16 protein-coding genes and 1 pseudogene are annotated in these 18,178 nt (G+C 74.3%); 5 read left to right on the top strand and 12 right to left on the bottom strand.

All coding sequences use genetic code 11. The features are described from left to right. The 10 genes and pseudogenes from ACFCZN_RS03960 to ACFCZN_RS04005 form a co-directional block, all read right to left on the bottom strand. Positions 1 to 445 (bottom strand): annotated as a pseudogene (locus ACFCZN_RS03960) (hypothetical protein); the annotation flags it as partial. Beyond that, positions 438 to 1,055 (bottom strand): nicotinate-nucleotide adenylyltransferase, encoded by a 618-nt coding sequence (nadD, locus tag ACFCZN_RS03965; RefSeq protein WP_430555890.1) that lies wholly within the window; start codon positions 1,053 to 1,055, stop codon positions 438 to 440. The pseudogene ACFCZN_RS03960 and the gene nadD, both read right to left, overlap by 8 nt. Positions 1,056 to 1,073: 18 nt before the next feature. Next, positions 1,074 to 1,226: a hypothetical protein gene (locus tag ACFCZN_RS03970; protein WP_429764031.1), complete on the bottom strand. Its 153-nt coding sequence runs from the start codon at positions 1,224 to 1,226 to the stop codon at positions 1,074 to 1,076. A gap of 51 nt (positions 1,227 to 1,277) precedes the next feature. Further along, on the bottom strand, positions 1,278 to 2,606 hold the full coding sequence (locus tag ACFCZN_RS03975; RefSeq protein WP_430555891.1) for a glutamate-5-semialdehyde dehydrogenase: 1,329 nt from the start codon (positions 2,604 to 2,606) through the stop codon (positions 1,278 to 1,280). Positions 2,607 to 2,649: 43 nt separating this feature from the next. Continuing rightward, positions 2,650 to 4,134 (bottom strand): alpha/beta hydrolase family protein, encoded by a 1,485-nt coding sequence (locus tag ACFCZN_RS03980; protein ID WP_430555892.1) that lies wholly within the window; start codon positions 4,132 to 4,134, stop codon positions 2,650 to 2,652. A gap of 72 nt (positions 4,135 to 4,206) precedes the next feature. After that, the gene (gene proB, locus ACFCZN_RS03985) at positions 4,207 to 5,337 is read right to left on the bottom strand and encodes a glutamate 5-kinase (protein WP_430555893.1); all 1,131 of its coding nucleotides are present in this window, start codon (positions 5,335 to 5,337) and stop codon (positions 4,207 to 4,209) included. A 25-nt stretch (positions 5,338 to 5,362) separates the two neighbouring features. Beyond that, positions 5,363 to 6,880, bottom strand: a complete 1,518-nt coding sequence (gene obgE / locus ACFCZN_RS03990; RefSeq protein ID WP_429764027.1) for a GTPase ObgE — start codon at positions 6,878 to 6,880, stop codon at positions 5,363 to 5,365. Positions 6,881 to 6,972: 92 nt separating this feature from the next. Then, on the bottom strand, positions 6,973 to 7,230 hold the full coding sequence (gene rpmA, locus ACFCZN_RS03995; protein WP_429764026.1) for a 50S ribosomal protein L27: 258 nt from the start codon (positions 7,228 to 7,230) through the stop codon (positions 6,973 to 6,975). 84 nt (positions 7,231 to 7,314) lie between these two features. Next, positions 7,315 to 7,623 carry a 50S ribosomal protein L21 gene (gene rplU / locus ACFCZN_RS04000; protein WP_429764291.1) on the bottom strand — a complete coding sequence of 103 codons (309 nt, stop codon included), beginning with the start codon at positions 7,621 to 7,623 and terminating at the stop codon, positions 7,315 to 7,317. Positions 7,624 to 7,857: 234 nt separating this feature from the next. Beyond that, positions 7,858 to 8,196 carry a dodecin family protein gene (locus ACFCZN_RS04005; protein ID WP_430556057.1) on the bottom strand — a complete coding sequence of 113 codons (339 nt, stop codon included), beginning with the start codon at positions 8,194 to 8,196 and terminating at the stop codon, positions 7,858 to 7,860. Between ACFCZN_RS04005 and ACFCZN_RS04010 the strand changes: the two genes are divergently transcribed. The 3 genes from ACFCZN_RS04010 (at position 8,195) to ACFCZN_RS04020 (ending at position 10,875) form a co-directional block, all read left to right on the top strand. Then, entirely contained in the window at positions 8,195 to 8,812 is a 618-nt protein-coding gene (locus tag ACFCZN_RS04010) for a protein-L-isoaspartate O-methyltransferase (protein ID WP_430555894.1), read from the top strand. The two genes, ACFCZN_RS04005 and ACFCZN_RS04010, sit on opposite strands and share 2 nt — an antisense overlap. A 34-nt stretch (positions 8,813 to 8,846) precedes the next feature. After that, complete coding sequence (locus ACFCZN_RS04015; RefSeq protein ID WP_430555895.1) at positions 8,847 to 9,695, top strand: inositol monophosphatase family protein; 849 nt, start codon at positions 8,847 to 8,849, stop codon at positions 9,693 to 9,695. Positions 9,696 to 9,771: 76 nt separating this feature from the next. After that, complete coding sequence (locus tag ACFCZN_RS04020; protein WP_429764023.1) at positions 9,772 to 10,875, top strand: fatty acid desaturase family protein; 1,104 nt, start codon at positions 9,772 to 9,774, stop codon at positions 10,873 to 10,875. 29 nt (positions 10,876 to 10,904) lie between these two features. Here the strand turns inward: ACFCZN_RS04020 and ACFCZN_RS04025 are convergent, their stop codons facing one another. Together ACFCZN_RS04025 and ACFCZN_RS04030 are read right to left on the bottom strand one after the other, a co-directional pair. Further along, the gene (locus ACFCZN_RS04025; RefSeq protein WP_429764022.1) at positions 10,905 to 11,483 is read right to left on the bottom strand and encodes a thymidine kinase; all 579 of its coding nucleotides are present in this window, start codon (positions 11,481 to 11,483) and stop codon (positions 10,905 to 10,907) included. Between the two features lie 108 nt (positions 11,484 to 11,591). Beyond that, positions 11,592 to 15,095, bottom strand: a complete 3,504-nt coding sequence (locus ACFCZN_RS04030; RefSeq protein WP_430555896.1) for an Rne/Rng family ribonuclease — start codon at positions 15,093 to 15,095, stop codon at positions 11,592 to 11,594. Between the two features lie 459 nt (positions 15,096 to 15,554). Here ACFCZN_RS04030 and ACFCZN_RS04035 point away from each other — a divergent pair, with 459 nt between their 5' ends. After that, positions 15,555 to 17,054: a cytochrome ubiquinol oxidase subunit I gene (locus ACFCZN_RS04035; RefSeq protein ID WP_429764020.1), complete on the top strand. Its 1,500-nt coding sequence runs from the start codon at positions 15,555 to 15,557 to the stop codon at positions 17,052 to 17,054. Between the two features lie 43 nt (positions 17,055 to 17,097). Beyond that, the gene (gene cydB, locus ACFCZN_RS04040) at positions 17,098 to 18,147 is read left to right on the top strand and encodes a cytochrome d ubiquinol oxidase subunit II (RefSeq protein ID WP_430555897.1); all 1,050 of its coding nucleotides are present in this window, start codon (positions 17,098 to 17,100) and stop codon (positions 18,145 to 18,147) included. The last annotated feature ends 31 nt before the right edge of the window (positions 18,148 to 18,178 follow it).

Consider the following 18,178-nt stretch of genomic DNA (forward strand, 5'->3'; position numbering starts at 1 on the left):
GGTCACGGCGGGTCGAGGGGCGCGCGGGCGGCGCGGCCGGGGCGCTGGACGGCGCCGCGGGGCGCACCGGGGGCGTCGGGGCGACGGCGCGGGACATCTCGCCGGTCGGTCGCTGGATCGGGGCCAGCCGACCGGTCTCGTCCAGCCCGCGCACCCCGGCGGAGGTGGACGGCGGCCGCACCATCGGCGCGGGCGCGGGGGCGGGCGCCGGGCTCTGCTCGCGGAGGGAGCGGCGGGACGGCGCACCGGCCGCCGGCGCGGAGAACCGCGGCGCCGGCGCCGGCCCGGCGGGCGGGGCGAACGGCGACCTCGCCGCGGAGGGCGCGCCGTGCTCGGGCCCGGACGGCGCCGGCGGAACGGCGCTCGCCTGCGCGGCGGCGGCCGCCTGCTCCCGCTCGCGGATCTCGCGGCGGGTCAGCGGGCGGGACGGGTTGTTGTCACTCATCGAGACCTCGATACAGACCGTGCTTGGCGATGTACTGGACCACGCCGTCCGGCACCAGGTACCACACCGGTTGGCCGGCCTGCGCCCTGCGACGGCAGTCGCTCGACGAGATCGCCAGCGCCGGGATCTCCAGCGTCGTGACCCCGTCGTGGGGCAGGCCGTCCACCATGAGTTGGTGCCCCGGCCGCGTGACAGCCACGAAGTGTGCCATCTCCCACAGGAGCGCGGCATCCTTCCAGGTCAGGATCTGCTCGATCGCGTCGGCGCCGCTGATGAAGAACAGGTCGGCGTCGGGGCGTTGCGCGTGCAGGTCCCGCAGCGTGTCGACGGTGTAGGTGAGGCCCGGACGGTCGATGTCGACCCGGCTCACCGTGAACCGGGGGTTCGACGCCGTCGCGATCACCGTCATGAGGTAGCGGTGCTCGGCCGGGGACACCCGCTGGTGCTGCTTGAAGGTCGGCTTGCCCGTGGGCACGAAGACGACCTCGTCGAGGTCGAGCAGCGCCGCCGCCTCGCTGGCGGCGACCAGGTGCCCGTGGTGGATGGGGTCGAAGGTGCCGCCCATCACGCCCAGGCGCGGACGGCGCGGCTGCGACGACGGCTCGTTCACGCTGACCGGACGGGGCCGTCAGTGGTGGCGGTTGGACACGTTGCGGAAGGCGTACGTCACCACGAGCGCGGCGACCAGGCCGCCGAACGCGAGCAGACCCATCGCGATCGGGGAGATGGTCTCGGCGTGCTCGGCGGCCTCCTGGGCCACCTGGACGGCGGTGTGCAGCACGGGTTCCTCCTGTGCGTGGTGTGCGGCGGGTTGCGGTCGGGGGTCAGTCTCTCACGCGGGCCGGACGTGCCCGTCGCCGTGCACGACCCACTTGGTGGTCGTGAGCTCGGCCAGGCCCATGGGCCCGCGCGCGTGCAGCTTCTGCGTGGAGATGCCGATCTCGGCGCCGAGGCCCAGCTCGCCGCCGTCGGTGAAGCGCGTCGAGGCGTTCACCATCACGGCGGCCGAGTCGACCTCGGCGACGAAGCGCTCGGAGGCGGCCAGGTCCCGGGTGAGGATCGCCTCCGTGTGCCCCGACGACCAGGTGCGGATGTGCTCGATCGCGTCGTCGAGCGAGTCGACGACGCGCACGGCGAGCTCCAGGGCGAGGTACTCGGTGGCCCAGTCGGCGTCGGTCGCGGGGAGCACCTCGACCGACTCGGGCGCCAGGGCGACCGTGCGCGCGTCGCCGTGCAGCACCACGCCCGCCCCGCCGAGCGCCGCGAGCGCCGCGGGGAGGAACGCCTCCGCGGCGTCCGCGTGCACCAGCAGCGTCTCCGCCGCGTTGCACACCCCGACCCGCTGCGTCTTGGCGTTCATGACGATCTCGACGGCGTTCGCGACGTCGGCCGTGGCGTCCACGTACACGTGCACGTTGCCGACCCCGGTCTCGATGACCGGCACGGTCGACGACTCGACGACCGTGCGGATGAGGTCGGCCCCGCCGCGCGGGACGAGCACGTCCACGAGCCCGCGGGCCTGCATGAGCGCGACGCCGCCCGGGCGCCCGTAGGCGTCGATGGTCTGCACGAGATCGGCGGGCAGGCCCTGGGCCTCCAGCGCACGACGCAGCACGTCGACGATCACCGCGTTGGACGACGCCGCCGCGCTGCCGCCGCGCAGGATCACGGCGTTGCCGGACTTCAGCGCCAGGCCCGCGGCGTCGACCGTGACGTTCGGCCGCGCCTCGTAGATCATGCCGACCACGCCCATCGGCACGCGCAGCTGGCGCAGGCGCAGCCCGTTCGGCAGCGTCTGGCCGCGCACCACCTCGCCGACCGGGTCGGGCAGTCCGGCGAGCTCGCGCAGCGCGCCGGCGATGGCGCCGATCCGCGCCGGCGTGAGCGCCAGCCGGTCGAGCAGCCCGTCGCTCAGGCCGCGCTCCCGCCCGCGGGCGAGGTCGTCGGCGTTCGCCGTCACGATCTCGTCGGCCGCCGCCTCGAGCGCGTCGGCCAGCGCGTGCAGCGCGGCGTCCTTCGTGGCCCTGGTGGCGGTCGCGAGCGTCCGCGACGCGACCTGGGACCGCTGGGCGACGTCGCGGACGGCGGCCGCGACGTCGTCGCCGGCGCTGCCGGCACCCGCGCCGCCCGCCGCCAGGTCCTCCGTGAGGGTGGTGGTCATCCCCCGAGGGTACGACGGCGGCGCGCGCGGCGGCAGGCCCCTCTCACCAGGAGGGACGGGGCGCGGGCGGCGGCACGAACCGGGTGAACGCCGGGGCGTGGTCGAAGGTCTGCAGGGTGACGACCTCGAACGTGGCCCGGTAGTCCGGGCCCAGCGCGTCGGCCGCCCGGTTCAGCGTGCGGGGCGCGAGCGACGGCCAGCGGCCGGTGTCGATACGCCGCTCCAGCGTGCGCAGCGCCACGAGCTCCTCCCCCAGGCTCACGGACAGGTGCGCCCCCCGCTCGACGTACAGGCTGCGGAACCGTCCGGGGTCGCCCGCCTCGCGCACGCGGTGCGCGAACGAGCGCTCGGCCGACGGCGGTGCCCCGCCGTCACCCGTCGTGTGCAGCGTGAGGACGGGCGACGGCGTCGTCCCCTCCGGACGGTGCGCGACCATCGCCGCCCGCGCCTCCGGGTCGGCCTCGATCGACTCTGCGCCCTCCAGCGCCGCCAGGTCGTCCCGCAGGTCGAGCCCGGCCTTCGCGTAGGCGGTCACGACCTCCGCCGCGGCGCCCGACCGCGCGAGGCGGGCGCGCAGGTGGTCCAGGTCGGTGCTGCTCGGGTTGCCGCCCGTCGTCGCCTCGAGGTCGACCCGGCCTGTGGGCCCGAGGCCCAGCGTGTAGGCGCCGATCAGCCACTGCGCCTGGCCGCGGGCGCGCTCCTCGGGCGTGGCGGGCCGCGGGTCGTTCATCCCGTACCAGCCCGTCACCGTGTTGAGGGACGCGATGAGCGAGATGCGGGCCCGCCCCTGGGGCGTCTCCTGGGCCTCGACGAGCGCCGCCACCAGGGCGTCGCGGCTCGCCCCCGGGTCGTCGGCGTGGACGAGCTCGATCGGGTTGCCGTGGGCGTCGGTGCCGTCGGTGAGCAGCACCTGCGTCGCGAGGTTCATGTCGAGGATCGCGTCGAGCTGGCCCACCCAGTCCAGGACGCCGCCCACGGTGAGCACGCCGTCGATCCGCTCAGGCTCGGTCTCCGCGTGCTTGACGGCGGTCACCGCGCCCATCGACTGCCCGTAGGTCACGGTGCGGTCCGGCTCGGCGACGTGCTCCTCGAACCAGTCCAGCAGGCGCGACTGGTCGGCCACCGCCGTGGGGACGGTGAAGTCCAGGCCGCCGCCCTGGAAGAGCGAGCCCGCGACGGCGTACCCGTGGTCGGTGAGCACGCCCTCGCTGAGCTCCTGGTTGCCCAGGATGTGGGGTGCGGGGAAGCCGCCGAAGAACTCCGACGGGTAGTGGCCGTGGCTGAACAGCACGAGCGTGCCGTTCCAGTCGTCCGGGACGAGCACGCGGTAGCGGGCGCCCGCCAGCTCGCCGCAGTGCTCGGTCACCCCGGGCTCCGTGGGCCCGCACGCGGCGGCCGCGGCCGGCGCGGTGGTCGACGCGGACGCCGTCGGCGCGACGACGAGCGCGGCGGCGGTGAGGGTCGCGGCGAGGACGCCGCCGGCGACGGTGCGGGCAGGGGTCGGGGTGGCGTGGTGCGGACGGCGCATGCCGGCCTCCGGGGTTCGGTGGCGCGCTCCGTGCGCGCCCGTGCCCCTACCGACGCCCGGGCGCCGGCGAACTCATCGCCGGTGCTCGAGCACCAGGTCGTCGCGGTGCACGACCTCGCGGTCGTACCCCTCCCCGAGCTCGGCCCGCAGGTCGAACGTCGATCGCCCGAGCAGGCCGGGGAGCTCGCCCGAGTCGAACGCGACGAGCCCGCGCGCCACGATCGCGCCGTCGGGCGCGACCAGCTCCACCGGGTCGCCCGCCTCGAACGTGCCCTCGACGCGCGTGACGCCCGCCGGCAGCAGCGAGGCGCGCCCGCCGAGCACGGCCCGCGCCGCGCCGTCGTCGAGGTGGAGGCGGCCGTGGGCCTGGGCGGCGTGCGCGATCCACAGCCGCCGCGCCGACGTGCGCCGACCCGTCACGGCGAAGAAGGTGCCGACGTCCTCCCCCGCCAGCGCGGCAGCGACGTTCCGCGCGCTGGTGAGCACGACCGGAACGCCGGCACCGGTCGCGATCCGGGCCGACTCCAGCTTGGTGACCATGCCGCCCGTGCCGACCGCGCTCCCCCGCGCGGTGACCTCGACCCCGGAGAGGTCCGCCAGGTCCGCCACGTGCGCGATGCGCCGGGCGCCGGGGCGCGACGGCGGCGCGTCGTGCACGCCGTCGACGTCGGTGAGCAGCACCATGGCGTCGGCCCGCACGAGGTGCGAGACGAGGGCCGCGAGGCGGTCGTTGTCGCCGAAGGTGAGCTCGTCGGTGGTCACCGCGTCGTTCTCGTTGACGACCGGTACGACCCCGAGCGCGAGCAGGCGCTCCAGGGAGCGCTGCGCGTTGCGGTACCGGGACCGGCGCACCGTGTCCTCCGCGGTGAGCAGCACCTGCCCGATCTGCAGGCCGTGCGCCGCGAACGCCTCGGTGTACCGGGCCACCAGCTGCCCCTGGCCCAGCATGGCGGCGGCCTGCATGGTCGCGACGTCGCGGGGGCGTGCGCTCAGGCCGAGCGGCCCGATGCCGGCCGCGATCGCGCCGGAGGACACGAGGACGACCTGGGCGCCGCCCGCCACCCGCGCGGCCAGGACGTCGACGAGCGCCCGCAGCGCCGCCAGGTCCAGGTGCCCGTCCGGGCCGGTGAGCGACGACGAACCGATCTTGACGACGATCCGGTGTGCCGTGGGCAGGCTGGCGCGGGAGGTGGCGGCGTTCACCCGTGCATTCTCACCGGATCGGCGGTCAGGCGTCGTCGGGGTCCGTCCAGTGACCCGACTCGCGCTCGGTCCACAGCTCGCGACGCGCCTCCGTCTTGGCGTCCATGCGCTCGTGGTGCTCGCGGCGCTTCTCGCCGCGCGTCGGCCGCGCGCTCTCGTCGAGACGCAGGTCCGTGCCGCGCGCGCCCAGCAGCTCCGGGCCCGTGGTGAGCGTGGGCTCCCAGTCGAAGACGACGGCGTTGGTCGGGTCGCCGATGCGCACCTCGTCGCCCGCGACCGCGCCGGCCTTGAGGAGCTTGTCCTCGACGCCCAGCTTGGCGAGCCGGTCCGCGAGGAACCCGACGGCCTCGTCGTTGTTGAAGTCCGTCTGGCGCACCCAGCGCTCGGGCTTCGACCCGCGCACCTCGTAGTAGACGCCCTCGTGGTCCTTCTTCGCGGTGACCGTGAAGCCCGCCTCGTCGACGGCGCGCGGGCGCAGCACGACGCGCGTCGGCTCCGGCGCCGGGGCCGCAGCACGGGCGCGCTCCACGAGCTCGCCCAGCGCGAAGGTGAGCGGCCGCAGGCCCTCGTGGCTGGCGGTCGAGACCTCGAACACCCGCAGGCCGCGCGCCTCGAGGTCGGGCCGCACCAGCTCGGCGAGCTCGCGCGCCTCAGGCACGTCGATCTTGTTGAGCACGACGAGACGGGGGCGCTCCGTGAGCGGCACGCGGCCGCCCTCGATGCCCAGGTCGCCGGCGTACGCGGCCAGCTCCGCCTCGATGACGTCCAGGTCGCTGAGCGGGTCGCGGCCGGGCTCGAGGGTGGCGCAGTCGAGCACATGCACCAGCACGGCGGTGCGCTCGACATGGCGCAGGAACTCCAACCCGAGGCCCTTGCCCTCGCTGGCGCCGGGGATGAGGCCGGGGACGTCGGCCACGGTGTAGCGGGTGTCGCCCGCCTGCACGACGCCGAGGTTGGGGATGAGCGTCGTGAACGGGTAGTCCGCGATCTTGGGGCGCGCGGCGGAGATCGCCGCGACCAGCGAGGACTTGCCGGCGCTCGGGTACCCGACGAGGGCGACGTCGGCGATCGACTTGAGCTCGAGGACGACCTCGTGCTCCTCGCCGGGCTCACCGAGGAGGGCGAAGCCCGGGGCTTTGCGCTTCGGGGAGGCCAGGGCGCGGTTGCCCAGCCCGCCGCGCCCACCCTGCGCGACGACGTACTCCGCGCCCGCGCCCACCAGGTCGGCGAGCACGTTCCCGTCGCGGTCCTTGACGACGGTGCCGTCGGGCACGCCGAGCACGAGGTCGCCGCCGTTGGCGCCGTCGCGGTCGTCGCCCATGCCCTGCGTGCCGTTGGTCGCGCGGCGGTGCGGCGAGTGGTGGTACTCGAGCAGCGTCGTCGTCTGCGGGTCCACGACGAGCTTCACGGTGCCGCCGTCGCCGCCGTTGCCGCCGTCGGGCCCCGCCAGGGGCTTGAACTTCTCGCGGCGGATCGACGCGACGCCGTGGCCGCCGTCACCGCCCACGGCGTGCAGCACCACGCGATCGACGAAGCTGGCCATGGTCAGATCCTCTCAGGCAAAGCGACGAGGGGCGCACCGCGACGGTGCGCCCCTCGTCGTGGACTCGGGTGAGTCGAAGCGTTCGGTGAGGCTCAGACCTCGGCCGCGACGATGTCGATGACCTTGCGGCCACGACGCGTCCCGAAGGCCACCGAGCCGGCGGTCAGCGCGAACAGCGTGTCGTCGCCGCCACGGCCGACGTTCTCGCCGGGGTGGAAGTGGGTGCCGCGCTGGCGGACGATGATCTCGCCGGCCTTGACGACCTGCCCGCCGTAGCGCTTGACGCCGAGACGCTGCGCGTTCGAGTCACGACCGTTGCGCGAGGAGCTCGCGCCCTTCTTGTGTGCCATCTGTCAGTCCTGCTTTCTGCGAAGAACGAGGGGATCAGTGCCGCGGGCCGTGCTGCGGGGTGTCGCGCTCGGCCCGGCGGTGAGTCACTTGATGCCGGTGACCTTGAGGCGGGTCAGCGACTGACGGTGACCCTGGCGCTTGCGGTAACCGGTCTTGTTCTTGTACTTGAGGATCGTGATCTTGGGGCCCTTCTCGTCCCGCACGACCTCGGCGGTGACCTTGACCTTCGCCAGCTTGGCGGCGTCGGTGGTCACCTTCTCCCCGTCCACCAGAAGCAGAGCGGGCAGCTCCACCGTGTCACCGGTCTGGGCCTTGAGACGGTCCATGACGACGATGTCCCCGACGGACACCTTCTCCTGACGGCCACCGGCCTTGACGATCGCGTACACCACGTTGCTGCTCATCTCTCCTGGTCTGGGCATGCCGCACGACGTTCTTCACCGACTTGGTCTGCAACTCGGCCCGCCGCGGCGGTCGAGTGCGGTGCGTCGTGAGCACACGGGACTGGCACACCGAAGGCGCGCCGACGTCCAAGACTACGTCACGGTGCCGATCGGTTCAAACGTCCTCCACCGTCGGCGGCCGTGACGTGCCCCACCTCGCGGGCCGGCTCGAGCGGGCGCCGGTCAGCCCTCGAGCACGAACGTCACCTGCAGGTCCACCTGCCACGCGACGATGGCGCCGTCCGACACCTCCACCTTCTGCTCCTTGACCCAGGCGCCGGTGATGTGGCGGACCGTCTGTCCGGCACGGCTCGAGGCCGACGCGGATCGCGTCCTCGAAGCTCGTGTCCGACCGGGCCGTGATCTCCGTGACGCGCGCGACCGTGCCTGCCATGTCGTCCTCCGATCTCGGGCGGGCCGGCGTCCGTCGCCGGCCGTCCCTCCGATCGTCGACCCGGCCGGGCCCGCTCGCCCGGCGTCCCGCCCGGTGTTCGGACCGCTCCGGGGCGACGATGGAGGGATGACCGGGCGGACGGGACGACCGGCCCTGCCGACGGGGGCCGGGGGCGTCGACGACGCGGTGACGGCCGCGCTGCGCGACGTCGACCGGCGGGGCTTCCTGCCCCGCGCCGGCGCCCGCTGCGCCGAGGCGGACAGCCCCGTCGAGATCGGGCACGGCCAGACGTGCTCGCAGCCGTCGACCGTCGCGGCGATGCTCCGGCTCCTCGAGGTGCCGGTGGGCGCGGACGTGCTCGACGTCGGGTCCGGCTCCGGCTGGACGACGGCGCTGCTCGCCCGCCTCGTCGGGCCCACCGGGTCGGTGCTGGGCCTCGAGCGGCACGCGGACCTCGCCGCCTGGGGCGCGGCCAACGTGCGTCGCACCGGCATGCCCTGGGCCCGGGTGGCCCGGGCCGTCCCCGGCCGTCTGGGCGCCCCGCGCGTCGGTGGATGGGAGCGGGTGCTGGTGTCCGCCGCGCCCACCCGGCTGCCCCCGGAGCTGGTCGACCAGGTCGCCCCCGGCGGCCGGATGGTGATCCCCGTGCGGCACGTGATGGTGCTCGTGACCCGCGACGAGCACGGAGAGGTCCGCACCTCCGAGCACGGGACGTACTCGTTCGTCCCGCTCGTGGAGGATTGAGCGTCCCCGGGACCGGCGTGCCAGGATGCCGGTCGTGACAGCCGCGCCCCGACGCTCTCCCGGCGTCTCATCGAGCGACGTCGAGGTGGCGGTCTCCGCCGCCCTGGCCGGTGCGGCGGTGGTCGCCGCCGCCTTCCGGCGCCCCGTGACGCGCCACGCGAAGGTCGGGCTGGACTTCGCCACCGACACGGACGTCGCCGCCGAGCGGGCGGTCCGCGACGTCCTCGCCGCGGCCCGGCCGGGCGACGCCGTCGTCGGCGAGGAGCTCGGCGCTTCGGGCGGCGACAGCGCCCGGCGGTGGTACGTCGACCCGCTGTGCGGCACGCTCAACTTCGCCGCCGGCGTCCCGTCGTTCGGCGTCAACGTCGCCCTCGCGGAGTGTCGTGACGGCGTCGAGCGCGTGCTGGCGGCGGCCGTCGCCGACCCGCTCACCGGCGAGGTGGTGTGGACCGACGGCGTCCGCACCCGCGTGCGGAGCGCGGCGGGCTCCCCCGACGTCGACGCCTCCCCCACTCCCGTGACCCGCCTCCTCAACGTGGACGTCGACAACGGCCGCGGGGCGCCTGCGCTCGTCGCCGACGCCGGGCTGCGCGAGACCTGGGCGGTCCGGGTCGCGTCCAGCTCGCTCGCGCTCGCCTGGGTGGCCGCGGGCCGGCACGCCGCCTACGTGACCGGGGCCGACGTCGACGGCAGCGTCCACTTCCTGCCCGGCGTCGCCGTGTGCGAGGCGGCCGGGTGCGTCGTCACCGACCTCGACGGCGGGCCCGTGCACGGCGGGCGAGGGATCCTCGCGGCCGCGGACGCCGCCACGGCGCGCGAGGTGCTCGACCGGCTCCGCGCTCTGGGGGGACAACCCCCTTGTCCCCAACCTACGGCCCCGTAGGCTCGGGACATCCGCGCGACCGAGCGACCGCTCACACCTCGGCTGGGAAGTCGACCCCGACCCCTGCGAGGCACGCATGCCCCCAGTCGTCCCGGCCGTCCTCGACAGCTCCGCCGCTCCGCGCGGCGGCGCCGCGGCGAAGTTCACCAGCACCTACGGCGCACTGTCCCGGGAGGTCCGCGACGCCGGGCTGCTGCGCCGGGCGTACGGCTACTACCTCGTCAACGGGGTTGTCCTCGTCCTGGCGCTCGGTGGCGTGGCGACCGGGTTCGTCCTGCTGGGCGACTCGTGGTTCCAGCTCCTGATCGCGGCCGCGCTGGGCGTCGTGCTCACGCAGCTGGCGTTCCTCACGCACGAGACGGCGCACCGGCAGGTCTTCGCGTCCGGGCCCCTCAACGACCGCGTCGGACGCATCCTGGCGAACGCCGTGGTCGGCATCAGCTACTCGTGGTGGATGACGAAGCACACCCGCCACCACGCCAACCCCAACCAGGTGGGCAAGGACCCCGACGTCGCGCCGGGCGTCATCTCCTTCACCGAGGAGGCGGCCTCGGACCACCACGGGTTCCTGGGCGCGATCACCCGGCGGCAGGGCTGGCTCTTCTTCCCGCTGCTCACCCTCGAGGGGATCAACCTGCACGTGACCGCCGTGCGGTCGCTGCTGACCGGCACGCCGGAGGACCGGGCCTCGCGACAGCGCGAGCTCGTGACGATCCTGGTGCGCCTGACCCTGTACGTCGCCGTCGTGCTCTGGTGGCTGCCCCTCGGCCTCGGGTTCGCGTTCCTCGGCGTGCAGCTCGCCGTGTTCGGCGTCTACATGGGCGCGACGTTCGCGCCCAACCACAAGGGCATGACCATGATCCCCGAGGGCAGCCGGATCGACTTCCTCTCCAAGCAGGTGCTCACCTCCCGCAACGTGCGCGGCGGCGCCTGGATGAGCATCCTCATGGGCGGCCTCAACCTCCAGGTCGAGCACCACCTGTTCCCGAGCATGCCCCGGCCGCACCTGGCGCGGGCACGCCTCCTCGTCCGTGCGCACTGCGCACGGCTCGGGCTGCCCTACACCGAGACCTCGCTGCTGCGCTCGTACGCGATCGTCGTGCGCTACCTCAACGAGGTCGGGCTCGCCGCCCGCGACCCGTTCGACTGCCCGATGCGGCAGCGGCTCGGGCGCCGCTGAACGTCCCGCGACGCGCCGCCGCTCCTGCGTCAGCCCGCGCGGTGCTGCCGGCAGCGCGCCTCGTACGACTCGGACCCGCCCACGTGGCCCGACGTCGGGGCCAGGGCGTCGTCGTCCGCCGGCGTCGCCTCGAGCCGGACGTGGAACGCCGCGTCACGGCCGCAGACCGCGCACACCGCGGTGAGCTTCGTGACCGACTCGGCGACCGCCATCAGCTCGGGCAGCGGCGCGAACGCGCGGCCGTCGAACGTCACGGACAGCCCGGCGACCACGACCACGAGCCCTGCGTCGGCCAGTGCCGTGACGACGTCCACGAGGTCGGGACCGAAGAACTGCGCCTCGTCGACGGCCACCAGCTCCGTGCCCTCCGCGACGAGGCCCGGGATCTCCTCGGCGTCCCGCACGCTGCGCGACGGCATCTCCAGCCCGGAGTGGGACGCCACCCGGCCGGGCCCGCTGCGCGTGTCGAGCGAGTGCGCGACGACGAGCACCCCGCGGCGCGCCACCTGCGCCCGGTGCACGCGGCGCACCAGCTCCTCCGTCTTGCCGGCGAACATCGGGCCGGCGATCACCTCGAGCCGCCCACCGCTGCGGTCGTCCCCCGTCATGGCCCGAGCATGACATGCCCCGACGACGCGGCGGGGCCCGACGACAGAGCCCGGGGGCGATGTCATGGACATCACCCCCGGGCCCGTCGCCTCGACCTCGCGCTCAGGTCACTCGGTGCCGGTCACTCCCGAGGCCGCAGTCTCCCCAGCACCCGACTGAGCAGGCTTCGGGGCTCCGGCTCCTTTGCGCGCGCGGCGCGGAGCCTTCTTCGCGGGCTTCGTGGCCGTCTCGGCCGCCGTCCCGGGCTCGGGCTCCGGCTTCCGCTCGGGCAGCTCGATGAGCGTCTCCGGCGCGACGGGCGTCACGGCCGAGGGCTCCACCGGCTCCGGCAGGGCCAGAGGCGCCGGGGCGGCCTGAGCCTCCGCGACGCGCGCGTCCGCCGCCGGGGCGGCAGCCTGCGCACGGTCCTTCGCGCCGTCGCCGGCACCGTCCTTGGCATCGTGCTCGTGCTCGTGGGCGTGCGCCGCCGCGGCCGCGATCGTGGCGAGCGTGGCCTTGACGGCCTCGCGCGCCTCCGAGCGGTCCTCGGGCAGGGTCGGCACCTCGGCCGCGGGCGCCGGGGCGGTCTCGGCCTGCTTGCCGCCGCGCTTGCGGCGCGACCGCTTCGACCCCTCGCCCTGGTCGCCGTCGTGATGCTGGTGGGCGCCGTTCCTCTCGATCGGCTCGCTGTGCACGATGAACCCGCGGCCCTTGCAGTGCTCGCAGGTCTCGGAGAACGCCTCGACCAGGCCCTGGCCCACGCGCTTGCGCGTCATCTGGACGAGGCCGAGCGAGGTGACCTCGGCCACCTGGTGCTTGGTCCGGTCGCGGCCCAGGCACTCCACGAGGCGGCGCAGCACCAGGTCGCGGTTCGACTCGAGCACCATGTCGATGAAGTCGATGACGACGATGCCGCCGATGTCGCGCAGCCGCAGCTGGCGCACGATCTCCTCGGCCGCCTCGAGGTTGTTCCGCGTGACGGTCTCCTCGAGCGTGCCGCCCGCGCCGGTGAACTTGCCGGTGTTGACGTCGATGACCGTCATGGCCTCGGTGCGGTCGATGACCAGCGACCCGCCCGACGGCAGCCAGACCTTGCGGTCCATGCCCTTGGCCAGCTGCTCGTCCACGCGGTGCACGGCGAACACGTCCGTGTTCTCCGTCCACTTCGTCACGCGGTCGCGCAGGTCGGGGGCGAGCTCCTCGACGTACTGCGCGATCTCGTCCCACGCGCCCTGGCCCTCGATCTGCAGCGACGAGAAGTCGTCGTTGAAGATGTCGCGCACGACGCGGATCGCGAGGTCCGGCTCGCCCTGCAGCAGCGCCGGGGCGCTGGCGGACGACGACTTCTTCTGGATCGAGGCCCACTGCGACTCGAGGCGCTCGACGTCGGCGCGCAGCTCGGCCTCGCTCGCCCCCTCGGCGGCGGTCCGCACGATGACGCCCGCGCCCTCGGGCACGACGTCGCGCAGGATCTTCTTGAGCCGGCTGCGCTCCGTGTCGGGGAGCTTGCGGCTGATGCCGGTCATGCCCCCGCCCGGCACGAACACCAGGTAGCGACCGGCGAGCGTGACCTGCGAGGTCAGTCGGGCGCCCTTGTGCCCGATCGGGTCCTTGGTGACCTGCACGAGCACGGAGTCGCCCGACTTCAGGGCTTCCTCGATCCGGCGCGGCTGGCCCTCGAGCCCTGCGGCGTCCCAGTTCACCTCGCCGGCGTAGAGGACCGCGTTGCGCCCCTTGCCGACGTCGACGAACGCGGCCTCCATGCTCGGCAGCACGTTCTGCACGCGGCCGAGGTAGACGTTGCCCACCATCGACGCCTGCGACTGCTGCGAGACGTAGTGCTCCACGAGCACGCCGTCCTCGAGCACGGCGATCTGCGTGCGGCCGTCGCGCTCGCGCACGACCATCGACCGGTTCACGGACTCGCGGCGCGCGAGGAACTCGGCCTCGGTGATGATCTGGCGGCGGCGCCCGGCGTCGCGGCCCTCGCGGCGGCGCTGACGCTTCGCCTCGAGTCGCGTCGAGCCCTTGAGGGCCGTGACCTCGTCGCGGTCGCGGGTGCGCGCCACGGCGGCCTCGGCCCGCTCCTGGCGGGTGCCGCGCCGACGACGGCGACGGCGACGGCTCGAGGCGGAGTCGCCGCCGTCGTCCTCGCCCTGCTCGTCGCCCTGCTCACCGGCGTGGTCCTCGCCGCGGTCGTCGCCCTGCTCGTCGGCGTCCGCCTCGGCGGGGCGCTCGTCCTCGCGGGCACCCTCGTCGGAGTCCTCGTCGAGGTCGCCGTCGGAGCCGGCCTCACCCTCGGGGCGGCGACCGCCGCGACGGCCACGCCCACCCCGGCGACGGCGCCGGCGCGGACGGATCTCGTCGTCCTCGCCCTCCTCGTCGCTCAGGTCCTCCGGGCCCAGGTCGACGAGCTCGACGCCCTCGGCCACGAGCTCGGACTCGATCGCGCCGACCTCCTCGACCGCGGCGGCCTCGTCCTCGCTGAGCTCGACGTCGGCGACCGCGGGCGCCTCGACCGGCGACTCGACCGGCGACTCGACAGGCTCCACGACCGGCGCCGCGTCGGCGGCGGGCTCCTCGACGGGGGCCTCCGGAGCCGACTGCTCGGCGGGGTCCGCGACCTTCGCCGCACGGGTGCCGCGCGTGGCACGGCGCGAGCGGGTCCGCGTCGGCTCGCCCTTCGACGCCTCGACGGCGGAAGCCTTCTCGGGCGCGCTCGTCGCCGCCTCGGGCTCGGTCGCGGTCGCCGTCTCCTCGGCCGGGGCGTCGTGCGGGCGCGGCGGGCCGGCGGGAGCCTGGGCGCGGCGGGACCGGCGCGCGGTCGACAGGTCGGGGGCCTGGAACAGCACGGCGGTCGTCGCGAGCCGCGGGGTGGCCGACCCGCCGCCCCTCGCGGCCGGCGACCGCGGTGCGGCCTGCTCGGCGGACGCCTCCGCGGCGCTCTCGGCCGGCTTCGCCGAGGCCTTCTCGGTGGCCTTCTCGGCGGTCTTCTTCGCGGTCTTCTCGGTGTCCTTCTCGGTGGACTTCTCCCCGGCCGAGGCCTTGCGCGTGGCGGTCTTCCGGGTCGTCTTCTTCGCCGGAGCCTTCGTCGCGGGGGCGGGCTCGGCGGCCTCGGCCTGCGCGACCTCCTCGGCCGTCTCGGCGGCAGCCTCCGCCTTCGGCGCGGCGGTCCGACGGGCACGGGTCCGGGCGGTGCCCGACGCGCCACGCCCCGTGGCGGGTGCAGCCTCGGCCTCGGCGGCGGGGGCGTCGCCGGCCGGCTCCGCCTCGACGGGCTTCGCGGCGGGCTCGGCCGCGGGCTCCGCGGCGGGCTGCGCGCCGGTGGCGCGGGTGGCGCGGCGCCGCGTGCGTGCCGGCTTCTCGGCCGCGGCGTCGGCCGCGCGGCCGGCGGGGCCCTCCGGCAGGACGATGTCGGCGAGGGACGCGCTGGCCCCGGCGGACGCGTCGGCCTGGGCGTCGGCGCGCTCCGGCAGCACGAGGTCGGAGAGAGACGACGGCGGCGCCACGTCGGGCGTGGCGGCGGGGGCGGCGGCCTGCTCGGCCTGCGGGCCCGTCGGGGCGGCAGCGGGCCGGGTGGCGCGACGACGGGCGGGCTTGCGGGCGGCGTCGGTCGGGTTGTCGGACGTCACGGAAGGCGCTCCAGCTCCGGCGGCCCCGCCCCCACACGTGCGGGCCTCCGATGGTCGTCGTCGGACAGGCGCGCTGCTCGGCGCGCCGGCCGACGGAAGTCTCGGTTCCGGCTGCGGCACCGCGCTCTTCGCGGACGCGCCGCCGGGCCTCGTGCCTGGCGGCGGCATCGCGTGCGGATCGCGAGTGCTGCGAGCTCGTGGGCCGCCCCGGGATGTGGGCCAGGACGGCTTCGGACCAGTATCGCATCCTGAGCGCCCCACCGCGTGACCCGCCGTCGCACGGCGCGGTCGGACACCGAGCAGGCGCCGCGCCGGCTTGACTTGTGAAGACCTTCACTACTTAGATCGTGAAAGTCTTCACGAACCCCGTCCCGTGACGACGACAGCACTGGTCGTGCGCCCGCACACCGGTGGTCCTACGGTCGAAGGACCGCTCCGACGAGTGAGCAAGGAGAACCCGTGGACGCCCTCGCACTGGCCCGCTGGCAGTTCGCCATCACGACCGTCTATCACTTCATCTTCGTCCCGCTGACCATCGGTCTCGCACCGCTGGTCGCCGGGATGCAGACGGCGTGGGTCGTCACCAAGAAGGAGCGCTGGCTCCGGCTGACCAAGTTCTTCGGCAAGCTCCTGCTGATCAACTTCGCGCTGGGCGTGGTCACCGGCATCTGGCAGGAGTTCCAGTTCGGGATGGCGTGGAGCGAGTACTCCCGCTTCGTGGGCGACGTCTTCGGCGCGCCGCTCGCGATGGAGGCGCTGGCCGCCTTCTTCGTCGAGTCGGTCTTCCTCGGCCTGTGGATCTTCGGCTGGGACCGCGTGTCGAAGAAGGTGCACCTCGCGGCGATCTGGCTGTTCGCGCTCGCGACGAACCTCTCGGCGTTCTTCATCCTCGCCGCGAACTCGTGGATGCAGCACCCGGTCGGCACGATCTTCAACGAGGAGACCGGCCGCGCCGAGATGGAGTCGATCGGCGCCGTGCTCAGCAACAACACGCTGTGGGCCGCCTTTCCCCACACCATTTCGGCCGCGTTCCTCACCGCCGGCACGTTCGTGTGCGGCGTCGCCACCTGGTGGATGGTGCGGCTCGTGCGCAGCAGGAAGCCGGAGAACGTCGAGAAGGCGCGCACCGTCTACCGGCCCGCGGTCCTGGTCGGCGTGTGGACCATGATCATCGCCGGCGCCGGCGTGATCTGGTCCGGCGACCTCCAGGGCAAGCTCATGTACGAGCAGCAGCCGGGCAAGATGTCGTCGGCCGAGGCCCTGTGCGAGGGCACCGAGGCCGCCGAGTTCTCCATCCTCGCCGTCGGCCCCCTGTACGCCGGGTGCGAGGACGTGGACCACCTCATCTCCGTGCCCGGCGTCACCAGCTTCCTGGGCACCGGCCACTTCTCCGGCCCCGAGTCCTACCTGCCCGGCGTCTACGACGTGCAGGAGCAGTACACCGAGCGGTACGGCGACGTCACCGCCTCGGGCGAGCCCGTCACCTACACCCCGCCGCTGGCCATCACCTACTGGTCGTTCCGGCTCATGATCGGCCTCGCGGTGTTCTCCCTGGCGCTCGCGCTGACGGCGCTGTGGGCCACCCGCAAGGGCAGGGTGAGCGACAGCGTCTGGCTGAGCAGGCTCGGCCTCCTCGCGATCCCGACACCGTTCCTCGCCTGCTCGTTCGGGTGGATCTTCACAGAGGTCGGCCGCCAACCCTGGGTGGTGGCGCCCAACCCGACGGGGATCGACCAGGTGCGGCTCCTCACCGAGCGCGGCGTGTCCACAGCGGTGCCGGCGGGGGTGATCCTCACGTCGATGATCGTGCTCACCCTCGTCTACGCGGTGCTCGCCGTCGTCTGGTACCGCCTCATGCACCGGTACGCGGTCGAGGGCGTCCCCGACGTCGTCCGCGACGAGTCGCCGGAGGCGCAGGACCCCGACGACGCCGACCGCCCGCTGTCCTTCGCCTACTGAGCGCCATCGCGTAGCTGGCATCGAGACCGAGACTGGGAGACCCATGGACCTCGCGATCCTCTGGTTCGTCATCATCGCCGTCCTGTGGACCGGCTACCTCGTGCTCGAGGGCTTCGACTTCGGCGTCGGCATGCTGCTGTCGATCCTGCCGCGCGGCGGCAAGGAGCAGCGCGACAAGGAGCGTCGGGTGCTGATCAACACGATCGGGCCGGTGTGGGACGGGAACGAGGTGTGGCTGCTCACCGCGGGCGGCGCCACGTTCGCCGCCTTCCCGGAGTGGTACGCCACGATGTTCTCCGGCTTCTACCTGCCGCTGCTGATCATCCTGCTGGGCCTCATCGCCCGCGGCGTCGCGTTCGAGTACCGCGGCAAGATCTCCGACACCCGCTGGGCGCGGCGCTGCGACGTCGCCATCCAGTTCGGGTCGTGGGTCCCCTCGATCATGTGGGGCGTGGCGTTCGGCAACCTCGTGCGCGGGCTGCTGCTGGACGAGTCCCACCAGTACGTGGGCGGGTTCTGGGCGCTGCTCAACCCGTTCGCCCTGCTCGGCGGCCTCACGACGCTGGTGCTCTTCCTCCTGCACGGCAGCGTCTTCGTGGCCCTCAAGACCGACGGCGACGTGCGCGAGCGCGCGGGCCGGCTCGCGGCGGCGCTGTCGGTCGTGGCGCTCGTCGTCGCGGGCGGCTGGGCGGTCTGGGCGCAGGTCGCCTACTCGGTCACCTGGACGTGGGCGGCCGTCGCGGTCGCGGCCCTCGCGCTGGTCGGTGTGGTCGTGGCCGCCCGGGCGCGGCGGGAGGGCTGGGCGTTCACGCTGTCGGCCGTCGCCATCGCGAGCGCCGTCGTGCTGATCTTCGGCTCCATGTACCCCGACGTCATCCCCGCCCTCGACGGCGGCGAGGCCCTCACGGTGGCGGAGGCGGCCTCGACGCCCTACACCCTCACCGTGATGTCGTGGGTCGCGGTGGTGCTCACGCCGCTCGTGATCGCCTACCAGGCGTGGACGTACTGGATCTTCCGCCGGCGCCTCTCCAGCAAGGACATCCCCGCCCCGGCCGGGCTGTCGTGGCAGAAGATCAAGGACGCGGCGTTCTGACGCGCGCCTTGTCGTCGATACTGACCGCTGT

The organism is Isoptericola sp. NPDC056134 (assembly GCF_042264825.1).
Taxonomy (GTDB): domain Bacteria; phylum Actinomycetota; class Actinomycetes; order Actinomycetales; family Cellulomonadaceae; genus Isoptericola; species Isoptericola nanjingensis.

Coding starts and splice junctions, on each gene's coding strand:
- cydB (WP_430555897.1), top strand. CDS start 17,098: ATGGACCTCGCGATCCTCTGGTTCGTCATCATCGCCGTCCTGTGGACC.
- ACFCZN_RS04010 (WP_430555894.1), top strand. CDS start 8,195: ATGACCGGGCGGACGGGACGACCGGCCCTGCCGACGGGGGCCGGGGGC.
- ACFCZN_RS03975 (WP_430555891.1), bottom strand. CDS start 2,606: ATGACCACCACCCTCACGGAGGACCTGGCGGCGGGCGGCGCGGGTGCC.
- rpmA (WP_429764026.1), bottom strand. CDS start 7,230: ATGGCACACAAGAAGGGCGCGAGCTCCTCGCGCAACGGTCGTGACTCG.
- obgE (WP_429764027.1), bottom strand. CDS start 6,880: ATGGCCAGCTTCGTCGATCGCGTGGTGCTGCACGCCGTGGGCGGTGAC.
- ACFCZN_RS04020 (WP_429764023.1), top strand. CDS start 9,772: ATGCCCCCAGTCGTCCCGGCCGTCCTCGACAGCTCCGCCGCTCCGCGC.
- ACFCZN_RS04025 (WP_429764022.1), bottom strand. CDS start 11,483: ATGACGGGGGACGACCGCAGCGGTGGGCGGCTCGAGGTGATCGCCGGC.
- ACFCZN_RS03980 (WP_430555892.1), bottom strand. CDS start 4,134: ATGCGCCGTCCGCACCACGCCACCCCGACCCCTGCCCGCACCGTCGCC.